Source organism: Priestia sp. RMT2NF4 (assembly GCF_047872835.1).
Classification (GTDB): Bacteria; Bacillota; Bacilli; order Bacillales; family Bacillaceae_H; genus Priestia; species Priestia zanthoxyli.
This window is the reverse complement of the sequence record NZ_JBLQZO010000002.1, coordinates 148,448-164,367: the sequence shown is the minus strand read 5'-3', so window position 1 is coordinate 164,367 and position 15,920 is coordinate 148,448. Positions and strand designations below refer to the sequence as shown.

The 15,920-nt window shown below is 39.2% G+C and carries 21 protein-coding genes; 14 read left to right on the top strand and 7 right to left on the bottom strand.

Going from position 1 to position 15,920, the window contains the following annotated elements; genetic code table 11:
* Positions 1-34: 34 nt before the first annotated feature.
* Complete coding sequence (locus tag ACMX9J_RS10015; protein ID WP_416225757.1) at positions 35-709, bottom strand: hypothetical protein; 675 nt, start codon at positions 707-709, stop codon at positions 35-37.
* A gap of 201 nt (positions 710-910) precedes the next feature.
* On the opposite strand from ACMX9J_RS10015, the gene ACMX9J_RS10010 reads away from it, so the two are divergent.
* From ACMX9J_RS10010 to sigH, 4 genes are all read left to right on the top strand, one after another.
* Positions 911-1,366 (top strand): histidine phosphatase family protein, encoded by a 456-nt coding sequence (locus tag ACMX9J_RS10010; RefSeq protein ID WP_416225756.1) that lies wholly within the window; start codon positions 911-913, stop codon positions 1,364-1,366.
* 327 nt (positions 1,367-1,693) lie between these two features.
* Positions 1,694-1,894 (top strand): cold-shock protein, encoded by a 201-nt coding sequence (locus ACMX9J_RS10005; RefSeq protein ID WP_013058502.1) that lies wholly within the window; start codon positions 1,694-1,696, stop codon positions 1,892-1,894.
* A 77-nt stretch (positions 1,895-1,971) separates the two neighbouring features.
* Positions 1,972-2,127, top strand: a complete 156-nt coding sequence (locus ACMX9J_RS10000; protein WP_162837669.1) for a DUF3934 family protein — start codon at positions 1,972-1,974, stop codon at positions 2,125-2,127.
* Positions 2,128-2,512: 385 nt separating this feature from the next.
* Entirely contained in the window at positions 2,513-3,163 is a 651-nt protein-coding gene (sigH, locus tag ACMX9J_RS09995; RefSeq protein ID WP_013058500.1) for an RNA polymerase sporulation sigma factor SigH, read from the top strand.
* 21 nt (positions 3,164-3,184) lie between these two features.
* Here the strand turns inward: sigH and ACMX9J_RS09990 are convergent, their stop codons facing one another.
* Entirely contained in the window at positions 3,185-3,613 is a 429-nt protein-coding gene (locus tag ACMX9J_RS09990; RefSeq protein WP_028414946.1) for a hypothetical protein, read from the bottom strand.
* Between the two features lie 253 nt (positions 3,614-3,866).
* On the opposite strand from ACMX9J_RS09990, the gene ACMX9J_RS09985 reads away from it, so the two are divergent.
* The 3 genes from ACMX9J_RS09985 to ACMX9J_RS09975 all read left to right on the top strand — a co-directional run bounded on the left by ACMX9J_RS09985 (position 3,867) and on the right by ACMX9J_RS09975 (position 6,917).
* Positions 3,867-4,319: a MarR family winged helix-turn-helix transcriptional regulator gene (locus ACMX9J_RS09985; RefSeq protein WP_416225755.1), complete on the top strand. Its 453-nt coding sequence runs from the start codon at positions 3,867-3,869 to the stop codon at positions 4,317-4,319.
* Positions 4,288-5,487: an MFS transporter gene (locus ACMX9J_RS09980; protein ID WP_033579982.1), complete on the top strand. Its 1,200-nt coding sequence runs from the start codon at positions 4,288-4,290 to the stop codon at positions 5,485-5,487. The genes ACMX9J_RS09985 and ACMX9J_RS09980 overlap by 32 nt, the downstream gene beginning before the upstream one ends.
* Positions 5,488-5,666: 179 nt before the next feature.
* Positions 5,667-6,917: a C40 family peptidase gene (locus tag ACMX9J_RS09975; protein ID WP_049165989.1), complete on the top strand. Its 1,251-nt coding sequence runs from the start codon at positions 5,667-5,669 to the stop codon at positions 6,915-6,917.
* A gap of 39 nt (positions 6,918-6,956) precedes the next feature.
* Here the strand turns inward: ACMX9J_RS09975 and ACMX9J_RS09970 are convergent, their stop codons facing one another.
* Positions 6,957-7,496: a DUF2199 domain-containing protein gene (locus tag ACMX9J_RS09970; RefSeq protein ID WP_028414943.1), complete on the bottom strand. Its 540-nt coding sequence runs from the start codon at positions 7,494-7,496 to the stop codon at positions 6,957-6,959.
* A gap of 152 nt (positions 7,497-7,648) precedes the next feature.
* Here ACMX9J_RS09970 and ACMX9J_RS09965 point away from each other — a divergent pair, with 152 nt between their 5' ends.
* The 4 genes from ACMX9J_RS09965 to ACMX9J_RS09950 all read left to right on the top strand — a co-directional run bounded on the left by ACMX9J_RS09965 (position 7,649) and on the right by ACMX9J_RS09950 (position 9,990).
* The gene (locus ACMX9J_RS09965; RefSeq protein WP_033579985.1) at positions 7,649-8,314 is read left to right on the top strand and encodes a sigma-70 family RNA polymerase sigma factor; all 666 of its coding nucleotides are present in this window, start codon (positions 7,649-7,651) and stop codon (positions 8,312-8,314) included.
* Between the two features lie 29 nt (positions 8,315-8,343).
* Positions 8,344-8,925 carry an ATP-dependent Clp endopeptidase proteolytic subunit ClpP gene (gene clpP / locus ACMX9J_RS09960; protein ID WP_034271305.1) on the top strand — a complete coding sequence of 194 codons (582 nt, stop codon included), beginning with the start codon at positions 8,344-8,346 and terminating at the stop codon, positions 8,923-8,925.
* 145 nt (positions 8,926-9,070) lie between these two features.
* Positions 9,071-9,715: a Bax inhibitor-1 family protein gene (locus ACMX9J_RS09955; protein WP_028409806.1), complete on the top strand. Its 645-nt coding sequence runs from the start codon at positions 9,071-9,073 to the stop codon at positions 9,713-9,715.
* A 140-nt stretch (positions 9,716-9,855) separates the two neighbouring features.
* A complete protein-coding gene (locus ACMX9J_RS09950; RefSeq protein ID WP_257041728.1) occupies positions 9,856-9,990 on the top strand; it encodes a hypothetical protein in 135 nt (44 codons plus the stop codon).
* Between the two features lie 84 nt (positions 9,991-10,074).
* On the opposite strand, the gene ACMX9J_RS09945 is transcribed toward ACMX9J_RS09950, so the two are convergent.
* Entirely contained in the window at positions 10,075-10,317 is a 243-nt protein-coding gene (locus tag ACMX9J_RS09945; RefSeq protein WP_033579987.1) for a hypothetical protein, read from the bottom strand.
* Between the two features lie 200 nt (positions 10,318-10,517).
* On the opposite strand from ACMX9J_RS09945, the gene ACMX9J_RS09940 reads away from it, so the two are divergent.
* Together ACMX9J_RS09940 and ACMX9J_RS09935 are read left to right on the top strand one after the other, a co-directional pair.
* Entirely contained in the window at positions 10,518-10,970 is a 453-nt protein-coding gene (locus ACMX9J_RS09940) for a hypothetical protein (RefSeq protein WP_047750043.1), read from the top strand.
* 142 nt (positions 10,971-11,112) lie between these two features.
* Positions 11,113-11,796: a hypothetical protein gene (locus tag ACMX9J_RS09935; RefSeq protein ID WP_416225754.1), complete on the top strand. Its 684-nt coding sequence runs from the start codon at positions 11,113-11,115 to the stop codon at positions 11,794-11,796.
* Positions 11,797-11,900: 104 nt separating this feature from the next.
* Here the strand turns inward: ACMX9J_RS09935 and ACMX9J_RS09930 are convergent, their stop codons facing one another.
* The 3 genes from ACMX9J_RS09930 to ACMX9J_RS09920 form a co-directional block, all read right to left on the bottom strand.
* On the bottom strand, positions 11,901-12,062 hold the full coding sequence (locus ACMX9J_RS09930; RefSeq protein ID WP_165636182.1) for a hypothetical protein: 162 nt from the start codon (positions 12,060-12,062) through the stop codon (positions 11,901-11,903).
* Positions 12,063-12,129: 67 nt separating this feature from the next.
* A complete protein-coding gene (locus tag ACMX9J_RS09925) occupies positions 12,130-13,446 on the bottom strand; it encodes a CitMHS family transporter (RefSeq protein ID WP_028414937.1) in 1,317 nt (438 codons plus the stop codon).
* Positions 13,447-13,743: 297 nt separating this feature from the next.
* Entirely contained in the window at positions 13,744-14,604 is an 861-nt protein-coding gene (locus ACMX9J_RS09920; protein WP_033579989.1) for a LysR family transcriptional regulator, read from the bottom strand.
* Positions 14,605-14,788: 184 nt separating this feature from the next.
* Between ACMX9J_RS09920 and ACMX9J_RS09915 the strand changes: the two genes are divergently transcribed.
* Entirely contained in the window at positions 14,789-15,916 is a 1,128-nt protein-coding gene (locus ACMX9J_RS09915) for a 2-methylaconitate cis-trans isomerase PrpF family protein (protein ID WP_047750047.1), read from the top strand.
* Positions 15,917-15,920: the final 4 nt, after the last annotated feature.

Genomic DNA, 15,920 nt, shown 5'->3' with positions numbered 1-15,920 from the left:
ATTTAAAAAGCCCTATAAGGGCTTTTTTCAATGCTTATAAATAACGCTTTTTCCCGTTTTGATAAATGTTTACGTGAAAGCCGTTCATTTCTCCGATATAGAGTTTAGAGGGTAAATCAGCTATTTTGACAGATGAAGTAATTTCTACAGTTTGATACCCCTTTGATTCTAGCGTAATGGTATGAAGTTTAGGCTTATTCATCATTTGTAAAAAAGGCTGTTCATCTTCAAAAAAAGCGCGCTTATCAATTGCCACTTCAAACGTAACAGGCTTTGAACGGTTATTTTCAAAGGAAAGCTTGCAGTTTCCTGTTAATATGGTTTCTCTTTTATTAGTCTCGAATGTACAACTGCTGTTTTCAGCATCGTAAGAAACAGCATACATTCCTGACAACACGGTCTTTTGCATGACTTCAATCATAAACCCAGGGCCGGAAGTAACGATGAATGCAGCTAAAATCGTTAGTTTTAAACGATGACGGTTTAAACTTTTATAAAGTAAAAAAAGACTTATTAAAAGTATGATTGCCCAAGCATTGTTAGCATAATAGAATCCCGTCATTGTTTCTTCATTTCCATAAATGGGAAGGCCTAAAAAAGAAAAGACAGAATTAATAAGCGGCGCTGAGTTAGGGAAAGGGATGTTTAAAATAAAAACAGCTAGTAAAAAGATGAGTCCTTTTATCAAAAGTGATCGTTCACGAATCATGTTGTTCCTCCTTAGCTATAAATCACGTATCATTATATACTATTATTATCTTTTTTTGTAATTAATGGTTATTTTTCTATGTGTGGAGGAAAGATGAATGAAAACTTTGTTATTAGTTAGGCATTGTGAAGCAGAAGGGCAAGAAGCAAAAGCATCATTGACGGAACAAGGCATACAGCAGGCCAGCAGTTAATAGGTTATTTGAACAAGCTGAGTTATCCCATTGATAAAATTATTTCAAGTCCGTACAAACGAGCCGTTCAAACAATTGAACCTTATGCAAAAGATACTGGTCTCCCTCTTCATATAGATACAAGGCTAGAAGAAAGGCGTTTAAGCGGACAGCCTCTGTTCAACTGGATAGAAGTATTGAAAAGAACTTTTGATGACATAGACTTTAAGGTAGACGGAGGAGAATCGACGAAAGAAGCCACGGTACGTTCTTTAGAGCTGTTTAAAGAAGTAATGAATGAAAAACAGAAAACGACTCTGTTTGTTACGCATGGCAATTTGATGACGTTAATTCTTAGATATTTTGATCCGAAGTTTGGGTTTAGCGAATGGTCGCGTCTAACAAATCCAGATATATATCAAATCGATCTCGAAAAGAAGAGCGTTTCCATTACAAGGCTTTGGAATGAGCAGAAAACAAATTGATGAAATAAAAGATTTTTTGTGCATTTGTGCAGACGATAAGTTTAGCTCAATATAAAAACCTTCTGCCGCATCACAATCCAGAAATGTCGGTAGCCTCAAAGCTTACACAGAGGGTTTTAACAGATACATAATTAGGATAAAGCCTGTCTTAGAACAGAAACTTGCTATTTCTAAATTGATATGTTACACTAGGGTTAATTATTTTTGTTCGGTATGAAATTGAAAGAAGAGAAATATTCTTCAATAGAAATTTTTATCTGGAAATAGTACGATTGAGCAAGGGTAGTAATATATGTGTGGAGTAATTCCACCACTGGAGGAAATAGTATGACTGAAGGTACAGTAAAATGGTTTAATGCAGAAAAAGGTTTCGGTTTCATCGAAATTGAAGGCGGAGAAGATGTATTCGTACATTTCAGCGCAATTCAAGGCGACGGATTCAAATCTTTAGACGAAGGTCAAAAAGTGACTTTCGACATCGAGCAAGGTCAACGCGGTGCACAAGCTGCTAACGTTGTAAAAGCATAATTTTATGCAATCCAAAAAAGACTCCGACTTTGGACGGGGTCTTTTTTTATTGTAGCAAACACGCAGGTAACGGAGGAATACGTATGAGTAAAGCAAAAGGTAAAGGCGGCACGGGGCGAGGCACCGGCAAAAAAGGATGGAACCGCTGGCAGGCGAGTGCAAAAAAGAAGAAAAATGCAAAGCCTTATAAAAGTAAGGGAACAAAAAATGCTGATAAGCCGGAAGGCAACTAATCCTATATGCGCAGTATCATCTGCAACTTCGACTTACTCTGCTTGAGTAAGTTTATTTCATATGGAAGTATTTTTTTATTGCTTTTTTGACAGATTGCTGTCACTATATGAAATAATAAAGTGATTTGTGTGAATTTTCTATAAAAATTGATTTTTTTTGCAAACACTTTCATATTTCGACAACCTTTTTGATTTTTATCGGTTATACTTCTTTATAATAGATTATAGAAAGATGCAGGGGAGCATAAAGTGAGAGAGGAAAGCGACAGTTTACTCTGTACGCTTTTTACGTTTCTGGACCGTATTGCAGTAGCGTCGTAACAAGTAGATCATGCATCAGTTTAGAACACATCAAAACTCAACTAAGTGTAACGGGGGGATATGAGTGAGCGTAGGCATCGTAATTGAAAAAGTTCAAAATTATGCTATGTTAGAAGATCATGTTTTGGTTGAAATGGTTCACAGCGGAGACGAAAAATCATTAGAGTATTTAATCAACAAGTATCAAAATCTTGTAAGGGGAAAAGCAAGAAAATACTTTTTGATTGGTGCTGAAAAAGAAGACATCGTCCAAGAAGGAATGATTGGACTGTACAAAGCAATTCGCGACTTTAACGAAGACAAGCTAACATCTTTTAAAGGGTTTGCGGAGTTATGTATCACAAGACAAATTATTACGGCGATTAAAACGGCTACTCGTCAAAAGCACGGTCCGTTAAATTCGTACATTTCATTGGACAAGCCTCTGTATGATGAAGAATCAAACTATACGCTGATGGATATGATTCCTGGCGATCAAATTGCTAATCCGGAAGCGGTGCTGATTCATCAAGAAAAAGTGGAAGACCGCGAGTTAAAAATTGCGGAAACACTTAGTGAATTGGAAAGAAAAGCGCTGACGCTGTATATGGATGGCCATTCATACGCTGAAATTTCGAAAGAATTAAATACGCACGTTAAGTCAATTGACAACGCGCTGCAGCGTATCAAAAGAAAGTTAGGTCGAGACGTAGAAAGCAGACAAGCTATTTCATAATAGGCAAAAAACAGCCGGACCTCAAAGGGGTTTCGGCTCTTTTTCACGATCTTTTAAAATGTCTTGAATAATTTCAATATGAACAGAAGCCCACGATTGTTCACGGAAATGAAGAAACACGCTTGGAATGAGAATAAAAACATACAGCACGACAAAAATAATCCAAAGCCAGCTGCCGTCTTTAAATAAAAATTGCTGCAGCCGCTGCGAAAATAAAAAAAAGAGCCAAGGCAAGGCAGAAACAAGGATAGGGATGACGCCGGAGCCGTTTTTTTCTTTGGTCATTCGGTAATACACTTTTCGTAAAATAGCGCTGTCGAGTGTAAGGTAAAGCTGCCGAATTTCTTCCATTTCCGCTAATTCATCAATATCTTCTGCGTTTTGGTTTTGATGAGCCGCTTTTTTCAGTTTAAGGTAGACTTTATGAGCATCGCCGCGCAGTGAAAACATATACCAGCCTCCCGCATATTGTTTCGTCTTCTTTAACAGAGTTTGCAGGTGCATGTAAATCTATACAAAAAGTTTCGTGATACGAAAGAATAAGAAAACATAAGTGTAAGCGTAAATCATTAGTAGAAAATGGGAGAAAACAGCTGATTTTTACTCTTTTTAGCCGCCTTTACACATCAACTAGCAGCACATATACTAATAAAAGAGCAATTAGTTACCTAGGTAACTAAAATGAAAAGGTGAGGTGAGAAAAGTGAATAACTTGGTGTTTCATGAGCTTCATCAAAAGTCGAGATTGTCTATTAAAGAAGTAAATGAAGTATTAAAAGCGTACGGGCTATACAGCTCACAGTATTCGATTTTATTTTGTTTAAAGCGATTCGGCTCGATGACGCAAACGGAGATTTGGCAGTATTTAAATGTCGAAGCGCCAACGGTTACCCGCACGTTAACAAGGCTTGAAAAAAGCGGATGGATCGTTCGAAAAGCAGGCAGTGATAAACGAGAGCGCATCGTTTATTTGTCTCCTCAAGCGAAGAAAAAGCTTCCAGAAATTCAGCAAGAAATTGAACGTTTAGAAGAAAATTTGCTGATTGCTTTATCCGACAACGAACAGGATCAGCTTATTTCGTTATTAAAGAAAATTTGTAAATCTACAGAAAAGGGTGAAATGAATGACGAACCAGCAGGAGCCAATCTGGACTAAAAGCTTTATCAGCATTGCGATTACCAACTTTTTTATTTTTGTCGTGTTTTATGCATTGCTAACGCTGCTGCCGATTTATGTATTAGACGCCTTGGACGGCACGAGTACGCAGGCAGGGCTTGTTGTTACCATCTTTTTATTATCTGCGATTATTGTTAGACCGTTTTCAGGGAAAGTCATTGAAAACATTGGAAAGAAAAAAACGCTTGTATTTAGTACCCTCATTTTTGCGCTTTCTTCCTTCTTATATATGTTTATCCACCATTTTAACGTGCTTTTATTACTGCGCTTCTTTCAAGGAATTTCATTCAGCTTAGCGACAACCGTCACCGGAGCGATTGCAGCGGATTTAGTTCCCGCTAAACGACGAGGAGAAGGGCTTGGCTACTTCGGAATGTCAATGAACTTAGCTGTAGTTGCAGGGCCGTTTTTAGCATTAACGCTTCATCAATACATGGCATACAACATTATTTTCCTTGTATTTGGCGTGATTATGCTCGTTGGTTGGCTGTGTGGAATGATGGTCAAAAATCTTCAAGAAAACGCTGCTTCGCCAGTGAAGAAATCATTTTCACTGAGCGACTTGTTTGAAAAGAAATCCATGCCGATTTCATCTGTAGGTATTCTCGTTTCTTTTTCGTATGCAAGTATTATTTCGTTTATTTCTGTGTACGCACAGTCGCTTGGATTAATTAAAACAGCAAGCTTTTTCTTTGTTGTGTTCGCAGCTGCGATGCTGATTTCACGACCGTTTACCGGAAGACTATTCGATAAATCTGGTCCAAACATCGTGATTATTCCATCATGCGTTGTCTTTGCGATTGGTCTATTTAGCTTAAGCTTTACGCATTCTTCTTGGATGCTGCTGTTTTCAGGTGCATTAGTAGGACTAGGCTACGGAACGCTGCTTCCTAGCTTCCAAACGCTGGCGATTCAAGCAGCGCCTGCTCACCGAAGCGCATATGCAACTGCCACGTTCTTTACGTTTTATGATAGCGGAATTGCAGTTGGTTCGTTTGTATTAGGAATTGCAGCAGGTGCTTTAGGCTATTCAAAATTGTACTTTGCGCTTGGTATTTTTGTTCTTTTGATTACACTTTACTACAAGTGGATTGCAAATTTACGTCAAAAACAAAAAGCAGCAAATATCCAGGTGGGCATGAAATAAAAAAGCTCGGCGTAATATGCGCCGAGTTTTTTTATGGATTTTTTACAGGACTTTGGAAGGGAAGCATATTTAAGTCAAAAGGTACTAGCCAATTCCTATCCATCTGCACCATACTTTAACAGGGGAACCATTTACATATAAAACTTCTTGGATGAAATAAAAAACAAAGGAGAACAAACATGAAAGTAATGAAACCTCTTATGGTCACAGCGTTAGGGCTTAGTCTTGCCACTTTTTATGAAGGCGCTTTTCCTGCAGAAAAAGTTGTGCAAGTACAGGCTGCTACAGATGAAAACGTGATTGCTGATAAAGCAAAAACGTATGAAGGAGCCGATTATACATCTGGAGGAGAGACGCTAAGCGAAGGGTTTGACAGCTCTGGCTTCGTTCAATATGTGTTTAAGCAAGCGCTGGATACAACGCTGCCTCGTTCCGTGAAAGAACAGTCAGCGCTTGGGACAGACGTTGATAAAAACGAGCTGCAAGCGGGTGATGTATTGTTTTTTGACACTAATGAAAACGGTGAAGTGAACGTAGCCGCTATTTATATCGGAGACGATGAGATGATTTATGCATCTTCTTCAGACGGAAAAGTCGTGGTGAAAAACATTTCAAGCAGTGCCTATTGGTCATCACATTTCGCCAAAGCAAAGCACATTACAGGAGCACCGGAAATTGCAAAAGATAATGAAGTCATTGCAGAAGCATTAAAACATCTCGGCACGCCATATGTATTTGGAGGCGAGTCGCCAACAGACGGTTTTGACTGTTCCGCATTTGTTGCCTATGTATTTCAACATGCATCGGACGTCTACCTTCCGCGATCAACCGATCAGCAGTGGCAAGTTGGAGAAGAAGTTGCACGGGCAGATTTAAAGCCAGGAGACGTTATCTTTTTTAAAGACACGTATCGTGAAGGGATTTCACACGTAGGCATTTACGCAGGCGGCAATCAGTTTATTCACGCCAAGCGCAGCGAAAATGTGACGGTTGATTACCTAACAAGCAGCTACTGGACGTCTAAGTACGCCGGAGCAAGGCGCTACGATGGCTTATCGCTGTCAAAAGACAATCCATTTGTGACGGAATCTCTTAAATATGTAGGAGAAGTACCTTACGCACAAGGTGGGACAAGTCCTTCTACAGGCTTTGATACAGCTGGTTTTGTTCAATACATTTATAAAGAAGCAGCTGGAAAAGACATTCCGCGCTATGCAAGTCAGCAGTGGGAAGCAGGAGAAACCATTTCACAATCTGACTTGAAGCCGGGAGATCTCGTCTTTTTTGAAGGAAGTTCACTTATTCCATCTATCTATATTGGAAATGACTATGTCGTTCACGTATCCACATCTGAGGGCGTGAAAATTACAAACTATAAAGTAGACAGCTACTGGGCGCCTAAATACTACGGAGCAAAGCGCATGCCATAAAAGTGAAAAACTAAGACAGTCTGGGGCTGTCTTGGTTTTTTAATAGGTAGCCAATTGTTTTTGTATATCTTTGATTCGCTCTAGCGTTATCCCTTCCCGCTGCTCGATGGCTAAAGGATGATCGGTTGGTTCTAATTCAATGAGAGGTCTCGTTCCAACAGGTCTTGTATGCACATTTGTTTTTAAATTTAACGTTTCAGGATAGCCTGGAATTGAAACTGAAAACCAGCCGAAATAAGGCGGTTCATGTTCTCTTTCGTCACTTTCCCATAAATTTATCATTCGATGAAAATTTTCTTCGCTTAAAGAAACCCAAATGTTCCAAATGAAAGGGTCTTCTTCATTAAGAACGGGAATTTCAACGCAGCCTCTGACGAAAAAATGTTCTTGATTCATGATACAAATCTCTGAGTATAGTTCAAAGTCGTTTTGTTTTTCGTCTTCTGACGCCTCATAATAGTAAAAAGGAGCTTCACTTGTATAACTCATAGGCAAAGCGGGCAGAGGGTGTTCACAAGTTAAGTCTTTATAGTGAAGTTTGTTCGTTTTCTTTTTGCCGTATAATCGTCTTCTTCGCATATCATTTTAGACTCCTTAGATAAAAGTATCTTCATTATAATACAAAAAAATGGCTGCTTAAGCGTATAATGTATAAAAAAGTTTGATTCCCCGTATCTTTTGAATTTCCTTTAATCGTTTAGTAAATAGAGAGTGCAAAAGGAGTGAAAACCATGTCACATTCAAAAAAAATTGAAAAACAAACAGAAAGCTTTGATGAGGCCTGCTGGAACGAGCATTACCCAAAACTGCAGCAGTACTGCCGCTTTTTAGCACAAAATGTGTGGGACGGAGATGATATCGCGCAAGAAACGTTTTTAAAAGCTCAGCGATATAAAGGCGAAGAGCACAATTTGTCTTCTGCGCTGTTAAATAAAATTGCGTACCACCACTGGATTGACCTGCTGCGAAAACGAAAGCGTGAAGGAATAGTCGAAGAAAAAGCTTTGGAACAACAAGCCGATAAGCATGCGTTTGATAGTAAGGGACACTCGGTCGAACTGCTGCTTAGTCAATTTACGCCGAAGCAAGCGGTTATCTTTTTCTTAAAAGAAGGCTTTCGCTATCAGCTGAAAGAGATCGCTTCGATTTTACAAACGTCAGAAACAGCGGTAAAAAGCAATTTACATCGTGCTAAGCAGCGGTTAGAAAAAGACAGTGAGCCGTTTTCTACAGATTCTTTTTGGAATGAACAAGAACGCAAAAAGCTGTCAGAGCTGTTTTACAAAACGTTAGAATCGCAGGATCCAGCTCTTTTGATTCAAGCTTTACCTTCCTTAAAAAGCATCATCCAAAAACCGACGTATACTCCGACATGCACTCTCTGCATGGCTGCATAGCCATATTACGTGTGATAGGGAGGATATATATGAGTACCATTCCATATGTAATTGAACAAAGTAACCGCGGTGAACGTTCGTATGATATTTATTCAAGGCTGTTAAAAGACCGAATTATTTTAATTGGTGATGAAATCAATGATCATATTGCTAACAGCGTGGTCGCGCAGCTCTTATTTCTTGCGGCAGATGATCCTAAAAAAGATATTTCACTGTATATTAACAGCCCCGGAGGTTCGACTTCAGCAGGGTTTGCGATTTATGATACGATGCAGTACATCGAGCCGGACGTTCAAACGATTTGCACGGGCATGGCCGCTTCTTTTGGCGCACTGCTTCTCCTAGCAGGAGCAAAAGGAAAGCGCTATGCGCTTCCGAACAGTGAAGTTATGATTCATCAGCCTCTAGGAGGAGCTAGAGGGCAGGCGACTGAAATTGAAATTAGCGCTCGGCGGATTTTAAAATTGAAGCAGCATATTAATGAAATCATATCAACACGAACGGGGCAGCCGGTTGAAAAAGTGGCAAACGATACGGAACGAGATTATTTTATGAGCGCTGAAGAAGCAATGACTTACGGAATTATTGATGGTATTCTGTTGCCGAAATAAAGAGGTGATAAGGAAGCATAGACGGCAGCGTCTATGCTTGCTTGTCTATAGAAATAAGAAAAAAGACCTTAGTATTATCTTTATTTTTCTTTAAAAGGTAGGTATTATATAAAATATAACAGATTTTAGAAAGAAGGTTTTACACATGCAAGAAGTGATTGGAGTAGAGCAGCGGTCTCTGTTTCAAAAAGTATTAGTCACATTTATTTTTTCGTTATTTATTTCAACAGTTGGCTTATATGTAGGTCAATATGTGCCGCCGGCTTATTTCCTTCCATTAGCGATTGCTGAACTTGTGATGCTGGTTGCCGCATTTATGTTACGAAAGAAAAAAAGCGTAGGATATGGCTTTACATATGCTTTTTCATTTATATCAGGCATCACGCTGTTTCCGATTGTCAGCTACTATGCATCAGTAGCGGGGGCGCAAGTCGTTCTTTATGCGTTTGGAAGCACGTTCGTTATTTTTACGGTGATGGGTGTAATTGGCGCAAAAACGAAAAAAGATCTAGGGTTTTTAGGCAGCTTTTTATTAGTGGCGCTGTTAGCACTAGTGTGCATCAGTATTTTCTCGCTGTTTAGTCCATTAACAACGCCTGGACTCATGGCATTCTCAGTGATTGGTACCATCGTTTTCTCACTTTACGTACTATATGATTTTAACAAAATGAAGCATGGTGAAATTACAGAAGAGCTTGTTCCACTGCTGGCACTATCTCTTTATTTAGACTTTATTAATCTATTCATCAACTTGCTTCGCTTTTTTGGTATTTTAGGCAGCGATGATTAATAAGAAATAGGCTGGGACAAAAGTGTTCTAACTGAAGGGCGATCCGAACGGTGAAGATTCTTGATGGAGAATCTTCACCGTTCGGATTTTTTTATTGGTAGGATGAGCGTAGGTGTCATTCATTTAGATGCTTCTAGCTGTTGATTGGAGGGCAAGGCGGAGACTCCTGCGGGAGAAGCGGAATAGGTGAGAACCCGCAGGAGCGGAAGCGACGAGGAGGCTCAGCGGCCGCCCGTGGAAAGCGAAGCCTTGCACGGAAATCAACAGCGGTATAATAAGCAGTCCACCTCATGTATCCAATCTGTTGATCTTTGGATGGGATTGATGTAGTTATATCACAATCTCTTTTTTTGTTTTAGTTATTCTCCGCCATCCCCATCTCCATCCTCGCTAACGTCATCCTCTGTTTTTTCATAGTTTGGTCCGGTAGCGTAAGGTTCTTTCCAAAACTTTTCAAGCCACGTGGAGCCTGTAGCGACCGCGCCGTTTTTAGCATGAATAAATTCACTGATTGTATATATTTCAACGACTTGCTTTCGATATTTACGAAATAAAAATGCGCTGGCAACAACGCCAATACTGATGATTACATACGTATTCATGGAATCCTTCTTATAAAAGGGTTAGTGTTACGTATGACGCATAGTAAAAGAATATGCATAAGACGTTGTAACCAAACAGATTGATGTAAATCATAATTGTGACGATTTTTCATGGTTTCTCTTATGGATATTTTTGGTATTATATATTTGTGATGAAAAATAAGATGAGGAGAAGAGCGAGTCTTAAGAGGAGGGGAAGTATGAATAAAGTAGTTCTTACATCGTTATTCTTTTTCTTACTAGTTGGTTGCAACCAAGAAAAGGTCAATGTATCTACACCTAATGATGAACAAGTTCCAGTGTCAGGAAGCATTGTAGTTAATGACAAAGAGTATGAAATGCGAGTAGGAGAATATGAATGGAACGGTGACGATGGTGCGCACATAACCAAAACGGATTCTTACTCACCAAAAGAGGTTGCTAAAGAATTTGATGACCTCACGCTAGAGAAAGATACCAAAGTTACAATTCTACTAAAAAACAATCCAAAACTTACAATTTATCAACTAAACAAAAATAATCAAAAAGAAAAAATTAAAATAACGGAGAATCATATTGAAGTGTCTTCAAAGAGCGGTTACTATCTTTACGAAGTATCGGGTAAATGGCCTCATGGAAAGGCAACTTATTTATTTGATGTGAATGTGAAATAGCGAACTGATCGGATATTTGGGAGTTATAGTGAACTGCTATACATGCATGAATTTAAAAGAAGTTCGTTTAGTGGTGCGAGCCTTTGAAAAAATGGTAGTATAGAGCAGGTACATAGAGAACGCAAATTTTTTGGAAGGATGCATGCTAGTGGTGAATTTTAACGAGTTTTTTACCATTTCTTCGTATGAAGTAATGGAGCATTCGAGTCGAAAAGAAAACGGAAAGAATATAGATGAATATGAAGTGATGTTGTATAACGAAAACGTTAGTCAAACAGAAAATGTGATGATTAAATTTAAAAAGGTGAGCGATGAAATAGCAGTGGAAAAAGTACAAACTCTCTCTTACTTTAATCAACAGCGTCCTAAACACCCCTGTAAGATTTGCGGCAGTGAAGTGATGGTAAAAGAGAACAGCACTGAAGAACTGGATGTTTACGCGCATAATTGTTCATTTAACGATGAAGAAATAGAGGATTGTTTAAGAGAACTAGTACAAAATGAACTTTTGCAGGATGGGTTTACTCAAGAAGAATTTGAACGGAACTATGGAGTTAACTACCGTGATGACAGTAATAAAGAATATGGCTTTTACGACGCGCAGCAACGAAATACTTTTTATACCATCTTTAATGATAGTGTTTATCACACCTCATACGCAGGACCACAAGAGCTCCGCTGCAAGTTTTGCGGGATGGACGAAGAGCTGCTTGTTGTAGACGGAGCCTTTTATCAAAAGTGCGCAGTGCTAACTCCACATACCAATCGAATTATTGATATGATTGAAGCAAGAAAACAAAACGAACCAGACGTAACAAAACGTTGATGAGAGAAAAGGGCCGGAGCTTGAGAAGAACATAAAAAAGAAGCTTCCTTTTGAGCGAAAGGAAGCTTATCAAATTTGTACCTATAGGGTTGAGTGGTGCATAATTAAATAGCTATCGGAATGACCGATGAATCATTAAAGTAAGCAACTTCTGAAAGAATACTGCAGCCTTTCAGCTTTTTGAGCTGAGAAAGCGCTTCTTCTTTACTATCAAACTCGTACATTTTTATTTCATCTTTTCTGACATAACACGTAATCACATACATTTTAGAAGTACCTCCACCTATCATGTAGAATTTATTAATAAAAAGCTATAGCAGCTTTTATTCCCTATTAAAATAGCGTAAGTGCGCCTGTGACAATAGCAAGGACAATGAGAACAAGAGACGTTAAAACGGCCCATTTAAATGCAAAGCGCTGATGTTCACCAAGATCAACACCTACCATACCTACAAGTAAGAAAGTAGAGGCAACGAGTGGACTTAATAGATGAACAGGTTGTCCGAGTACTGAAGCTCGCGCAATTTCCATTGGATCAATTCCGTAGGAAGCAGCAGTTTCAGCGAAGATTGGTAAAACACCAAAGTAATAGGCGTCGTTACTCATCACAAATGTAAACGGCATGCTTGTTAAAGCAACGATTGTTGGTAAAAACGAACCGAGTGAATCAGGAACTAAATGAATTAACAGGCTTGCCATTTCGTCCACCATTTTAGTGCCGGAGAGTATTCCTGTAAAAATACCGGCTGCAAAGACAAGGGCTGCAACGGTTAACGCGTTGCCTGCATGAGCCATTAAACGTTCTTTTTGATCCTCAAGTTTTGGATAGTTAATCATAAGAGCAAGCGCAAAACCAATCATAAATAAAACAGAAACGGACCAAATACCAGAAACTAATACGACCATAAGTGCAATGGTTAAAGCTAAGTTAATCCAGATTTTTTTAGGCTGCGTAATATCTTCTTGAGAAGTTAAAGACGCGTCTTCAGCAAAAGCAAGCGAGCTTTTTAATTCAAACTGCTCGATGTCAATAGCACCAAGTCGTCTGCGCTCTTTTTTTCCAAGAATATAGCCTGTAAAAATCACCCACAAAGCTCCGCCAATTAACGTTGGAAGAAGTGGAATAAAGAACTCTGATGCATCGAGGTTAAGAGCAACAATCGCGCGAGTAGCCGGGCCTCCCCAAGGTGTCATGCTGCTCATAATACTAAGAGAAAGCATCGCAACCGTCGTTAACACTAACGGGCTCATATTCAGACGTTTATACAGTGGAAGAAGAGCAGAAACCGTAATCATATAAGTAGTTGTACCGTCTCCGTCTAGTGCAACTAAAAGCGATAGAAGAGCGGTTCCAATCACGATTTTGAGCGGATCGCCTTTTACGATTTTTAACAGCTGCTTAATTAATGGATCAAACAGGCCGGCATCAATCATAACGCCGAAGTATAAAATGGCAAACAGCAGCATCGCAGCTGACGGAGCTACTTGTTTTAACCCTTCTAGCATCATGTCTCCGACGCCTTTGCCAAATCCTCCAATCACGGCAAAAAGAAGTGGAATGACCATTAAAGCTACGATAGGAGACATCCTTTTTGACATAATGAGATACGTAAAGACAATAATCATTGTAAAACCTAGTAGTGCTAGCATTCAAACAACCTCCTTTATTTTCCCTCTTTTCTTTGAAAGCGTTTACTTTTAGAGTAAAAAAACGTGACTAACATCTCTCATCCCCATGTATGAGTTGTAGTTTGATTATTAAGAATTTTTAAATTCGCTCTTTACCCCCGCTGATGTTTCTTGTTTTCATGTTAGTACATTTTGAAAAATAAAGGAAATATAGGTTTTTTTAGAAAGTTCATAAAAAAATTTTATAATGATAGTCTAGAAAAAAGCTTGGTCTAAAAGAAAGTTTCTTCCAAGACCCAAACTTTTTTGCTTTTTGCTTTATTTTTCACTTAGCTTTAAAAAATCAATAAATGCTTTCACGACCGCTAGATTCAAATAAGAAGGATCATACATGAGCCAAGTGTTTCGAAGCAAAGGTGATTCATCTCGGTATGAAAGTCCGTATGTATATAAATTGTCGCTGGAGTGAAGGCAAATTTCTGGTAAAATCGCAAAGCCTAAATCATTTTTAACCATTTCTTTGGCCGTTTCTTGCCGGTCAACTTCCATCGCTACAAACGGAGGCTCTGAAAACTTGTCATGCCACCAGTCTTGAATGAGATCTTTTAGCGACGTATCGGTTTTATAGTTAATATAAGGCAGGTTCGGCAAGTCATCGATCGCAATTTCTTTTTTCGAAATTAAGCAAAGCCGCTCTTTTGTCAGCAGTGATTTTTCTCCGTTCCACGGGTAATTGCCTCGCAAAATACCAACGTGCACACGCGAAGAGTCTAATAGATTCATAACTTGCGTACTCCAGCCTGTATTGACACTGAACTGTACGTTTGGATAGTGAAGAGAAAACTGTTTTAAAATCTTTGGAAGCTTATGCTGTGCGAAGTTACTCGATACCCCTAAGCGAAGCGTGCCTGTAACGGTTTCGCTCATATTACGCATGCTGTCTTTTGTTTCTTGCAGCTGCTTCCACATGTTTTCTGCATAGCGAACAAGATGCTCACCTTCAGATGTAAACTCAATTCCTTTTTTCGTTTTAAAAAACAGCGTCACGCCAAATTCTTCTTCAAGATTTTTAAGCCGGTAGCTTAAAGAAGGCTGCGATACGTAGAGCCTTTCAGCCGTTCGCGTAATGTTCTTTTCTTCGTGAAGCGTTTTAATTAATATCCAATCTTTTTGATCCATCCCAATTCCCCCTTGTATTTAGATTATAAAAATTTTTTTAAAAAGACAATAAATTTTATGTATTTTACTTATGACCACCTCTATTATACGATAAATGGCAAATGAACCGGTTCTAAATAGTAAAAAAATAAAATGGTTTGATGAACGCCTGGGCGTTTGTTAGTAGGGGAGAAAGGTGATTAAGATGACGCGTATTCCTGTAACGGTTATGAGAGGTGGAACGAGTAAAGGGGTCTTTATCAATCATGAAGAAATGCCTGTGAACAAATCGGATTGGGAACCGTTTTTGCTAGATATAATGGGAAGTCCGGATCAACGTCAAATTGACGGGTTGGGCGGAGCTAATTCGCTGACAAGTAAAATTGCGATTATTAAAAAATCAGATTTAGAAGAAGCTGACGTAGATTACACGTTTGCGCAGGTCAGCATCAGCGAATCTCTCGTTGATTTTAAAGGAAACTGCGGCAATATCTCCTCAGCAGTGGGACCTTACGCAATTGAACAAGGACTTGTACAAGCTGTGGAACCGGTGACCAAAGTGCGGATTTATAATACGAATACTAAAAAAGTAATCGTAGCGGAAGTAGAAGTAGAAAACGGGAAAGTGAAAACAGAAGGGGAATGTATGATTCCTGGAGTGCCAGGTACGGGTTCACCTATTTATCTTTCGTTTGAAAACGGAGAAGGAGCCGTTACCGGAAAACTGCTTCCGACCGGGAACGCTATTGATCTTCTGCAAACATCCATCGGAACAGTAAAAGCATCAATTGTTGATGTAGGAAATCCGCTTGTATTTGTTAAAGCAGCGGATATTGGCCTAAAAGGAACAGAACTTCCGCATGAATACACGGACAAACAGCTGAAGCTATTTGAAGAAATTCGCTCCATTGCAGCGGAAAAAGCGGGGCTCGCACCTCAAGACAAAGCAACTAAACTATCACCAGCGGTTCCCAAAATGACGATTATTGCTCCTCCGATGGACCACCGCGACGGGACTGGCAGAGAAAAAGCTGCTTCTCAAATGGACGTATTAATTCGCATGATGTCGATGCAAAAACCGCATCAAACGCTTGCGATTACAGGAGCAATTTGTACAACAGCGGCTATCTATACAAAAGGAACGCTGGTATCGGAAATGGTTCAATTAAAAGGCGATACGGTTCGACTTGCTCATCCAATGGGAATTATGGAAACCAGTGTAGATCTAAAAGAAGGACAGGTTAATGGAATCAAAGTAGTGCGTACGGCCCGTCTTATTTTTGAAGGATTTGTTTATACAAAGCACGCGTACGATGTATGTTTATCAAGTTAATAAC

Excerpts from the sequence above, each read along its gene's own strand:
- ACMX9J_RS09980 (WP_033579982.1), top strand. The coding sequence starts at position 4,288 with ATGACGAACCAGCAGGAGCCAATCTGGACTAAAAGCTTTATCAGCATT.
- ACMX9J_RS09955 (WP_028409806.1), top strand. The coding sequence starts at position 9,071 with ATGCAAGAAGTGATTGGAGTAGAGCAGCGGTCTCTGTTTCAAAAAGTA.
- ACMX9J_RS09970 (WP_028414943.1), bottom strand. The coding sequence starts at position 7,496 with ATGCGAAGAAGACGATTATACGGCAAAAAGAAAACGAACAAACTTCAC.
- ACMX9J_RS09915 (WP_047750047.1), top strand. The coding sequence starts at position 14,789 with ATGACGCGTATTCCTGTAACGGTTATGAGAGGTGGAACGAGTAAAGGG.
- clpP (WP_034271305.1), top strand. The coding sequence starts at position 8,344 with ATGAGTACCATTCCATATGTAATTGAACAAAGTAACCGCGGTGAACGT.
- ACMX9J_RS09990 (WP_028414946.1), bottom strand. The coding sequence starts at position 3,613 with ATGTTTTCACTGCGCGGCGATGCTCATAAAGTCTACCTTAAACTGAAA.
- ACMX9J_RS09940 (WP_047750043.1), top strand. The coding sequence starts at position 10,518 with ATGAATAAAGTAGTTCTTACATCGTTATTCTTTTTCTTACTAGTTGGT.
- ACMX9J_RS10015 (WP_416225757.1), bottom strand. The coding sequence starts at position 709 with ATGATTCGTGAACGATCACTTTTGATAAAAGGACTCATCTTTTTACTA.
- ACMX9J_RS09920 (WP_033579989.1), bottom strand. The coding sequence starts at position 14,604 with ATGGATCAAAAAGATTGGATATTAATTAAAACGCTTCACGAAGAAAAG.
- ACMX9J_RS09975 (WP_049165989.1), top strand. The coding sequence starts at position 5,667 with ATGAAAGTAATGAAACCTCTTATGGTCACAGCGTTAGGGCTTAGTCTT.
- ACMX9J_RS09925 (WP_028414937.1), bottom strand. The coding sequence starts at position 13,446 with ATGCTAGCACTACTAGGTTTTACAATGATTATTGTCTTTACGTATCTC.
- ACMX9J_RS09935 (WP_416225754.1), top strand. The coding sequence starts at position 11,113 with ATGCTAGTGGTGAATTTTAACGAGTTTTTTACCATTTCTTCGTATGAA.
- ACMX9J_RS09965 (WP_033579985.1), top strand. The coding sequence starts at position 7,649 with ATGTCACATTCAAAAAAAATTGAAAAACAAACAGAAAGCTTTGATGAG.
- ACMX9J_RS09930 (WP_165636182.1), bottom strand. The coding sequence starts at position 12,062 with ATGTATGTGATTACGTGTTATGTCAGAAAAGATGAAATAAAAATGTAC.
- ACMX9J_RS09945 (WP_033579987.1), bottom strand. The coding sequence starts at position 10,317 with ATGAATACGTATGTAATCATCAGTATTGGCGTTGTTGCCAGCGCATTT.
- ACMX9J_RS10005 (WP_013058502.1), top strand. The coding sequence starts at position 1,694 with ATGACTGAAGGTACAGTAAAATGGTTTAATGCAGAAAAAGGTTTCGGT.